We start from the raw sequence: 8,884 nt of genomic DNA, 5'->3' as shown, positions 1-8,884 counted from the left end.
GCCAGGACGCGCTCGGCGTCCTCGTCGGTGACCACTCCCCGAGGCATGCCCATGTCAGGAACCTAGCGACGATCGCGTCACTTCGCACAAGCGTGGCGATCATCGCGTCAGTCCCGGCCGTCGGAGGCGTTCGATTGTGATCAGGGTTAGCCAACTACGACCCGGGGAGTTTCCCTGTGGTCATCACGTGGTGGAACAGGGCTTGGACCGCGGCAGCGACCGTCGCGACGTTCGAGTAGTCGGCAGTGATGGCGACCAGGATCAGCGTATAGAGCGAGAGCTTGTCACTTCGGCTCCACCCTGATGTCGCTACCCGCGCCTGCTCGGCTAGCTCGGGGCTAGTTCCAGCCACCACCGCGTCCGGGTCGGCGGGGCGCGTTTCGACGACCCGGCGGAGAGTTAGGCGCAGCTCCTCAACCAGATCCCATGACCACTGGGGCCCGGCGACCATCTCAACCCCTCCGAGAGCCACGTTGATCTGGCCGCTCATCACTTCAACATCTCCGCCACAGCGTCGGCAGGCTCCCTGAGCGACGCTTCCAGGGTGAATGGTCACGTCTTCCGAATCTTCGATGCTCATTAGGCTGGGCTGCTGGCTGAGACCGCATCGGAGGCATCGTCCTGGGAGTAGCGGAGGCATGTCAGGGAGTCGACCACGCTGGCAGCACTTTTCGCAGCCGATCAGTTGACTGTCCTCGACTCCCTGCGCGATGCCACCCGGTGCGAGCGAGTGTCAGGCTACGCTGGCCGCATGGAGCTCCTGCGCCGGATCTGGCGCGACCTGACGCATGCGGCTGGTGATCTGGACAGCGGGCCGTGCGCCTTCTGCGGAACGTTCGTCGGTGCGCTCCAGGGCGAGCGTGCCGCAGGTCGGATCTACTGCTCCGAGACCTGCGCGGATGACGACTGGGCAGCCGACCAGGTCTGAGTCACAGCTGGGCGGCGAGCGCGGCGTCCACCGCTGCAATCTCCTCGCTGTCGAGGATGTGGTCGAAGACCGCGGCGTCGCGCAGGCGCAGGCCAAGGGTGAGGTTCGACCGGAGGCCGAACGTCCAGTCCTGCGTGCTCGGAGATGCGTCGCCCACGGTCGTAGCGCCGTTCACGGTGATGCTCACCGCACCGGTCGTGCCCGTGCGGTCGAAGGTCCCGATCACGCGGAACCAGCCGGGCTTCGTCGCGACGGCGGAACGGGGGAAGGCGGATCCTCCGTCGTAGGCGCCGATCTTGCCGTCGGAGAGGGCGGAGAGCGTGAGGCGTCCGACCCGGGCCTGGAAGAACTGGACCCCGGAGGCCGGGGTGGCGGCCAGGTAGACGAGCGCCGCGAGACTCATCTGGTCGGGCTGGGCCGATAGGGCCCCGGAGGTCAGGATGTTCTCGGTACCGCCCGCGGAGAAGTCGAGGTAGCGGCCGGCCGAGTCCTCTTGGACAGTGACGGGCCCGCCGGATGCCGCCAGGTCGTACCCGGTGTCCTCCCAGTCGGCGAGGGTGGTGACCGTGTCGCCGATGTCGAGGGCCTGGGTGTTGGTGGCGTGGTAGCGGCTGATGAGCCCGGTGGCGCCGATGCTGGGGAGGGTCAGTGAGCCCTCGATGGGGCTGGTGACGGCACCGGGGACGGTGAAGACGAGGGTCATACCAGGCTCCTGATCTGCAGCTCGTCGAGGATGATCGCGGCTGCTGCGGTTCGGCCGTTCTCGTTGAAGTGGGTGTTGTCGTACATCAGCGAGTCGGGGATGCGGTCCTCGCTGATCGCGGTGGTGTCGGCAGCTGTCTCGGACACGCCGGCGAGCGCGAGACCCTCGCGGATCATGCGGCCCCGCAGGTCGGCGTACTCGCGGGGCGCGTACTCCTGGATGAGGGTGTTCAGCTCGATCAGGGTGTCGTAGTTAGCAGTCCCCGATGCCTCGCCGGTCTTGTTCGTGACCGAGACGACGATGAAGGCCGACCCCTGGTCCCGGTACCGGTCGATGGTCTTCCGGATGGAGGTGAATGCGGCGGCTGCGGTGCCGGTGGGGATGTCGTTGCGTCCAGCCCACAGGACATGGACCTCGGCCGGGTACGAGTCGTCCGGCACGAACGCGATGGGGGAGGCGACCTCGATGGCGGTTCCGGCGCTGGTGCGGGCGAGGCTCCAGGTCTGCTCGGACCGATCGAAGGTGAGCGTTGCCGCGACACCGCGGATGGTCCCGGTGGTGGTGAAGTCCGTGGTGGAGGTGCCCGAGAGCCGGCCGCCGTCCGGGGGCGTCCAGGTGACGGCAACTGGCGTGGTGTCTGCGGGGATGGTGCCGTCGGGGATGGTGACGAGTGGGACGACGCTGCTCGCGCGCATCCCGATCTCGGCGGCGGTGCTGCCGGAGCGTCCGAGATTCACGACGTCGAGGTCGGTCTGCGGGTCGATGACCTCGCCCCAGGTGAGGGGTGCGACGCCACCGTGGCCGCCCTGGGTCATGGAGTCGCCGTCGAGGACGAGCTGCGTGTAGGTGGCTGCGGAGCCCCCGAGCGGCTCGTAGAAGCCGTCGAGGCGGGACCGCATCATCGCAACGCTGACGTCGCTGGGGCCACCGTCTTCCTCGAGCGCGTCGCCGGGCCACACCTGGACGCCATCCTCGGTGACCCATCGGACGAGCACGCCGGGGACCGGCAGGTTGGCCGGCGCGCGAGTCTCAAGGTCTGCGATGTCGGAGCGCGCGCTGGCGTCGACCGTGGCCGGCAGCTCCTGCCACAGCGCGGCCACGCCCGGCTCGTCGGAAGCGGCGGCTGCGGTCGTAGCTCCCCAGGTCGAGCCGGAGTGGGCAACGATGTCGCCGGCGTCGTAGGTGGTGGCGGTCCAGTCGCCCATGAGGGTGCCGAAGGTGGACCAGTTGTCGATCTGGTCCTGGAGGCCCGACACCGCCGTCTGGCGAGCGGCGGTCTCCACGTCGACCTGCTCCCCGATCGAGGCCGACTGACGCGCTCGGAACGCGCTGCCCTCGAGGTCGGTGAGGGCCGCCATCCGGGCGTCCAGCGAGCTGGTGGTGGCGCTCTCCTCGTCGTCGAGGTAGGAGGCCACGCCGGCGTCCGATCCGCCGGGGCCGGTGGGGACCGGGCCGGCGTTGAGCTCGGTGCCGTCGGAGAGGGTGGAGACGAGGTCGCCGCCCTCGATGGCCATCGCGGCGACGCTGGAGCCGGTCTCGCCGCGGTAGATGGCCTGGGCGGTGCCGGGGACGACGGGGGAGATGATGGTGAGGTCGTTCTCTCCGTCGCCGTTGGCGCCGTCCTTGGTGACGCGGACGTAGACGTCGGAGAAGTTCACAGCGGTGCCGCTGGCCTTGACGTTCTTGAAGGTGACGAGGTGGGTGGCCTTGCCGGAGGCGATCTTGGGGTTGACCTTGTCGCTGGTGAGGTCGACGACGTTGACGTACCGGCGGCCGGCGTAGGTGAGGTAGCCCTCGGTGTCGATCGTGCACTCGATGACGGAGTGGCCGGCGGTGAACGGGGTGGCCGCGCCGGCGACCTTGGTGAAGGTCTGCAGCGGCTGGATGAGGACGGTGCCCTGGTCGCACCAGATGGTGTCCGGGTCCTCGTCGACGTCGGCGCCGTCGCCCACGGTCAGGGCGAAGCGCCCGGTCACCTTGGCGTAGTCCAGGTCGGCCATGCGGGTTCTCCTTCAGGAGCGGGCGCGGGTGCGCGCGGTGGAGGGCCAGACGCAGCGGTCGCTGGGTCTGGTCGTGGGTGCCCGGTGGGCGGGGGTCAGCCGATGAGGAGCAGCGAGTACCCGATGCTGGAGGCGTTGGCGGCTGCGGATCCGTCGTCGTTGCGGACGCGGACGTCGACGAACGCGCGGCCGTTGCTGACGTACTCGTTGACGGTGTTGAAGTGCCGGAGGGCGCCGTTGTTGCGGGACTGGAAGAAGGCGCGGAACACCTGGCTGCTGGAGACGACGATGCCGGTGTCGACGGTGGCCTCGCCGTTGCCGTCGAGGTTGAGGATGCCGGCCTGGACGGTGAGGACCTCGAGGCGGGTTCCCTGGCCGACGACGAGGGCAGTGGTCGAGGTCTCACCGCCGACACCGAGGTCACCGGTCGGGACGTCGACGTCGCCGAAGAACACGTGACCGCTGTAGTCGCTGGTCAGCTTGAACATCGTCCCGTAGGTCGGGTGGTAGCCGATCAGGGTGCCGTCGGTCTTGAGCTTGATGCCCTGGTTGGCGGCGGAGTGGGTCTGCACCAGGGAGCCGGTGACGGTGGCCCCGGTGATCGTGGACCCGGAGGTGAGCTCGCCGGAGACGGTGACCTGCCCGGTGGCGGCGTCGTACTCGAACGTCGGGGTGCCGGACGGGCCGTAGCCGATGAGCCCGGAGTCGGTGAGCTTGAGCCCGACGGTGGGCTCCTCGTTGGTCTGGATCTGCAGGCCGGTGACGAGGAGGCCGTAGAGCGACCCGACGTCGATCTTGTCGGCGGTCACCGCGTTCGCGGCCAGGTGCCCGGCCTGGATGGCCAGCGCCTGGATGAGTGCCCCGACGATGGTGTTCCCGACGATCTTGTCGGCGGCGTTCAGGCTCCCGTCGACGATGTTCGCGCCGTCGATGACCTCGCCGATGACGTCGGTGTCGACGAGTGCCTGCGTGACCGTGGCGCCCTGCGCGGAGGCGGTGGAGACGTTGCCGGAGGTGTCGAGCGCCAGGAGCCGGAAGTAGCGGTACTGGCCGTAGGGCTGGCCCGCGACCGCGGTGGAACCGGCGGCGTACAGGTTGCCCACCAGGGTGGCGGGGTCGTGGGCGGTGGCGGTGAAGTCGGGCGTGGCGCTCATGTGGAGCTCGACGTGGGAGAAGTCCGACGGCATCGGCCCGGTGGTGGCCTGCCCGTCCCAGGTGACGACGATGGTGCCGAGCCGGGCGGACACGGCCGGTGCTGTGGGTGCGGGGGGCGGGGTGGTGTCGGCGGTGGCGGTGATGGCGGTCGCCGGCGACCAGGGCGAGACACGCTGGCGCACGTCGACGGCTCGCAGGCGGACCTGCCACTGGGACCCGGGCGCGTACCCGTTGAGGCTGGCCTCGGTGGTGCCGGCGGGGACTTGCGCGACGGTCGTCCAGGAGCCGCTGTTGGTGACGTCGAGGGTCTGCAGCTCGTACCGGTCCAGGGCCGCGCTCAGCGGCAGGCCGTCGGTGTCGTAGGCGACCTCGTCCCAGCTGGCGTCGATGGTGGCGAGGTTCCGGCCCCCGGGCGCGACGTAGGTGCTCGTGGCCAGGACCGGTGCACCGGGGCCGGCGGGGCCGGCGCCCGGCTCGGCGTCGGTGAGGTCGCGGACGGTGGGGCGGGACACGATGTCGAAGACGTACCGGACGCCGGCCACGACGATGGTCAGGACGGTCTCGGCGGTCTCGGCGTCCCGCAGGCCCAGGCCGATGGCGTCACCGAGGCTGTGGAGGACGACGCAGGCCGTGACGTCGCCGGTGTCGGCGAGCTGCACCATGGCGACGGTCTCGGTCTGCACCGGGTAGGTGGCCAGGAAGTCTCCGTCGTAGACGTAGGCGTCCAGCGGGGTGGCGAGCGTGACGTGGGTGTCCTCGTCGACGTCGGCGACGACGTAGATGGTCCCTGTGGTCTCGCCGGCGGGGATGAGCACGACCTCGTCGCCCGCGGAGATGTCGACGTTGTCGTCGAGCTGCAGAGTGCTGGTCCCGGCCTGGGCAGCGAGGGTGACGGTGGAGCCTACGGTGCGGCTGGAGACGTCGGTGACGGTGCCGATCGCGGCACCGAGGCCGGTGGTGTCAGGGTCGATGCTCTGGGCGCTCATCGGGGCAGTCCTCGGTTTCGGGCAGGGGTGAGGGCGGTGGTGCCGGGGGTGTGGCTGGTGGCGGTGCGGACGCGGGTGGTGCCGGTGCGGCCGGTGACGGGCTGCCCGGGACGGCGCAGGCGCTTGGTGGCGCCCAGCGACATGGGCGTGCCGCCGGTGAGCGGGATGCTCATCTCGGTGATCTGCTGCTCGAGGTAGCCGACGGCGGTGGTGGTGATGGCGTAGACGTCGCCGGGCTCCAGGAGCCAGTGGGGCATGACGTCGACGGTGACCTTGACGGTCTCGCGGACCAGGCGGCGCATGTACCGGTCGGCGATCTCGACGGCCTCGGCGCGGGAGCGCAGCGAGTTCTCGGTGACGACGTAGGCGCGGCGGAAGGGGACGCCGCCGCGGCGCCGTGCCCAGGGGGAGAGCTGGTGCTGGCGGGGTAGCCAGCGGGCGACCTGGATGGTGCGGCCGGTGCGCTTGAGCGGGCCGCGGACCAGGACGCCGTTCCAGCCGGAGTACTCGTCGTAGGTGACGACGGGGTCGGTGAGGATGGTGCCGCCGTTGCCGTCGCGGAACCGGGCGCGGGGGTCGTCGGGCCAGCGGCGGAGCCGGAAGTCGCCGCGGCCGTCGTACATGGCCTGCCGGTTCAGCGAGGTCGCGAGCTGGGAGACCGATGGCCAGGTGGTGTCGGTGCGGCGCAGCGTGAGGTCCTTGGGCTGCCGGGCGCGGAGGTCGGGGACGTGGAGGCGGCGGCGGGTCTCGCCGGTCGCGACGAGCAGGTCGGCGATGGTGTCGGTCTTCCGGGACCCGGCCGGGTAGGTGGTGGGGTCCCACACCTGGCCGGTTGCCAGCCGCTCCTTGCCCTGGGCGGTGACCTGCGCGGTCCAGCCGGTGCGGGAGGCGTTGGTGAGGGGCCCGCAGAACAGGGGGATGGTGACCCACCGGCCCAGGCGGGGGCCCTTGATGCGGACGCCGGCGCGGATCATCTTGTCGTAGAACAGTGCACCGTCTGCCGCGTCGGCGCCGTCGAGGGGGACCTCGCGGGTCGGGTCGGCCAGCGTGACGGTCAGGGAGCGGGTGGTGGTGGTCCCGGACAGGCTGCAGTCGACCTGCCCGTCGAGGACCCGCTCGGAGAGGTCGGAGAGGATCTCGTGGTCGAGGTTCAGCAGCTGCACGGACGGCTGGAGGAGGTACGGTCCGCGGCGCATGTCGGCCAGGAGCGCCGTCATCTCCTCGTCGTCCAGCGGCAGGGGGATCACCGCAGCACCCACTCCGGGGAGCGGACGGCGGCGACGAACGCGAAGTCGACGCCGAACCGGGCGGCCGCGACGTCTATGTCGGTCACCGACACGGCGGAGATGTGCACGGGGACCGCGTTGCGGCCCCACAGCAGCAGCTTCGGGGTGGTGGGGGTGGCCTTCATCTCCAGCAGGGCGGCCCGCTGGGTCCAGGCGTCGAGGTCGGGGCGGTCGGCGATCCGGCCGCCGGTGACGTTGCCCTCGAACCAGCGGAGGCTGGAGGTGACGGGCACGGAGACCGCGGACCCCAGGGGCGTGAACACGGTGGAGGTCTCCGGCATGGTGGCGGTCACGATGTCGGAGCCGGTGTCGGAGAGCAGCCGGACCCGCAGCGTGGGGTCGGCGGTGTCGATGAGCCACACGCCCTCGGGGCTGGTGGTCGCGACGACGCTGGGGTTGCCGGCCGACGCGCGGGTCTTGCCGGAGTCGACGACGACGGCCTTGACGACGATGGTGTGGGGCCGCCGCGGCGCGACACCGACGATGGTGTGGCCGTAGGTGCCGTTCCCGACGAACGCCTCCGGGCCGTCGACGACGTCGACCATGCCCCCGTCCACCCAGATGGTGAAGGAGTCGGGGACGGCGTCGCGGCGCCACGTGACGTGCAGGTCGGTGCCGTCGCTGGTGGGCTCGGCGTTGAGGCTGGACACGGCCGCGACCGCGGCGGCGTCGGTGTAGGTGATGACCCGGGTGACCTCGGTGAAGTCGGGGGCGCCGGGGAGCCGCTGCCGGTCGCGACTGTCCCACACGCGCAGCTCGGCGGTCAGCGGCACGCCGGGCGTGACGTACCCGCGGGGCATGGTGACGGTGCGGACGTCGGGGTCCTCGACCTGCCGGGAGTTCCAGACGACGTCGCCGTCAGCGTCGAGGAGACGCAGCCGGTACCGGGTCTGGTCGTCGACGGTCCACACCCACGGGAAGGTGGTGTCCTCCACGGTGCCGGTGGGGTTGTCGAGCGTGGCGGCCTGCAGCGGCGCGTAGGTGAACGCCTGGGGGTCGGACCAGCCGGACCACAGGCCGCTGGTGTCCTGCTGCCGCACGGTCCACCACACGGTGCCCTCGGCGGCGAGCCCGGACCAGCCCTGCCCGTCGAGGTCGAGGCGGGGCCGGGTGAGGGCGACCTGCCCGGAGTCCCAGTCGGGCGAGACGAACCCGGCCGACTCGGTCCACCCGTCGTCGAGGGTGTCGACGAGCTGCACCTGGGCGCCGGCGATGGTGGTGTCGCCGTCGAGGTCGCTGAATGCCCACGACACGGTGGGTGCAGGGTCGGAAACCACCGCGGCGCCGCCGGGGGTGAGGTCGGTGGGTGCCTCGGGCCGCTGGGACCACTCGACCTCGACAACGGGCTGGTAGGTGGCGGCGTCGCTGGTGCGGAACGCGATGAGGTTCGCGCTGTCCGAGGACAGGGCCCAGCCCCAGTTCGTGGCCTCTCCGTCGACCCACGCCTGGTAGTCCTCGGTGACGTCGAAGGACACCAGCCGCCCCTCGGACCCGACCCCGGTGACGGTGGTGGTCGCCGAAGCGGTGGCGGCGAGGTCGGGCTGGTTGTTCCAGGTGACCTTGCCTTCGCGCCACTGCTCCAGCGCCCGGGTCAGCGTCAGGGTCCGGGACCCGGCGTCGGCGGTGCGGGCCTGCCGCAGCTTGAGGGTCGCGGAGATGATCGTGACGCCCATCGGGCACGGCGCGGGCGCCTGGATGAAAGCGACGCGGACCGTGTCGGCGTCGGCGATGTACATCAGCGGCGCCTGCGGGGTGTTCAGCAGGGGCTTGTCGCTGCGGACGAGCGCGTCGCGGATGCCGCGTCGGGTCTGGGCGGAGGCCATCGG

7 protein-coding genes are annotated in these 8,884 nt (G+C 70.9%); 1 reads left to right on the top strand and 6 read right to left on the bottom strand.

What is annotated here, in order from left to right:
- Positions 1-154: 154 nt before the first annotated feature.
- Complete coding sequence (locus tag M8330_RS19720) at positions 155-490, bottom strand: hypothetical protein (RefSeq protein ID WP_250828729.1); 336 nt, start codon at positions 488-490, stop codon at positions 155-157.
- A 261-nt stretch (positions 491-751) separates the two neighbouring features.
- Between M8330_RS19720 and M8330_RS19715 the strand changes: the two genes are divergently transcribed.
- Positions 752-928 carry a hypothetical protein gene (locus M8330_RS19715; protein WP_250828728.1) on the top strand — a complete coding sequence of 59 codons (177 nt, stop codon included), beginning with the start codon at positions 752-754 and terminating at the stop codon, positions 926-928.
- A 1-nt stretch (position 929) separates the two neighbouring features.
- Here the strand turns inward: M8330_RS19715 and M8330_RS19710 are convergent, their stop codons facing one another.
- The 5 genes from M8330_RS19710 to M8330_RS19690 all read right to left on the bottom strand — a co-directional run bounded on the left by M8330_RS19710 (position 930) and on the right by M8330_RS19690 (position 8,881).
- On the bottom strand, positions 930-1,631 hold the full coding sequence (locus M8330_RS19710; RefSeq protein ID WP_250828727.1) for a hypothetical protein: 702 nt from the start codon (positions 1,629-1,631) through the stop codon (positions 930-932).
- Complete coding sequence (locus M8330_RS19705; protein ID WP_250828726.1) at positions 1,628-3,631, bottom strand: hypothetical protein; 2,004 nt, start codon at positions 3,629-3,631, stop codon at positions 1,628-1,630. Before M8330_RS19705 ends, M8330_RS19710 begins: the two co-directional genes overlap by 4 nt.
- Before the next feature lie 95 nt (positions 3,632-3,726).
- Positions 3,727-5,772 carry a phage tail protein gene (locus tag M8330_RS19700; RefSeq protein WP_250828725.1) on the bottom strand — a complete coding sequence of 682 codons (2,046 nt, stop codon included), beginning with the start codon at positions 5,770-5,772 and terminating at the stop codon, positions 3,727-3,729.
- A complete protein-coding gene (locus M8330_RS19695; RefSeq protein WP_250828724.1) occupies positions 5,769-7,019 on the bottom strand; it encodes a hypothetical protein in 1,251 nt (416 codons plus the stop codon). Before M8330_RS19695 ends, M8330_RS19700 begins: the two co-directional genes overlap by 4 nt.
- A complete protein-coding gene (locus M8330_RS19690) occupies positions 7,016-8,881 on the bottom strand; it encodes a DNRLRE domain-containing protein (protein WP_250828723.1) in 1,866 nt (621 codons plus the stop codon). Before M8330_RS19690 ends, M8330_RS19695 begins: the two co-directional genes overlap by 4 nt.
- Positions 8,882-8,884 lie beyond the last annotated feature (3 nt).

The sequence above is a fragment of the Nocardioides bruguierae genome, assembly GCF_023656415.1.
GTDB lineage: Bacteria > Actinomycetota > Actinomycetes > Propionibacteriales > Nocardioidaceae > Nocardioides > Nocardioides bruguierae.
Note: the sequence above shows the minus strand (reverse complement) of the source record. Positions and strands in the feature narration are given on the sequence as shown.

Coding starts and splice junctions, on each gene's coding strand:
- M8330_RS19720 (WP_250828729.1), bottom strand. CDS start 490: ATGAGCGGCCAGATCAACGTGGCTCTCGGAGGGGTTGAGATGGTCGCC.
- M8330_RS19715 (WP_250828728.1), top strand. CDS start 752: ATGGAGCTCCTGCGCCGGATCTGGCGCGACCTGACGCATGCGGCTGGT.
- M8330_RS19710 (WP_250828727.1), bottom strand. CDS start 1,631: ATGACCCTCGTCTTCACCGTCCCCGGTGCCGTCACCAGCCCCATCGAG.
- M8330_RS19705 (WP_250828726.1), bottom strand. CDS start 3,631: ATGGCCGACCTGGACTACGCCAAGGTGACCGGGCGCTTCGCCCTGACC.
- M8330_RS19700 (WP_250828725.1), bottom strand. CDS start 5,772: ATGAGCGCCCAGAGCATCGACCCTGACACCACCGGCCTCGGTGCCGCG.
- M8330_RS19690 (WP_250828723.1), bottom strand. CDS start 8,881: ATGGCCTCCGCCCAGACCCGACGCGGCATCCGCGACGCGCTCGTCCGC.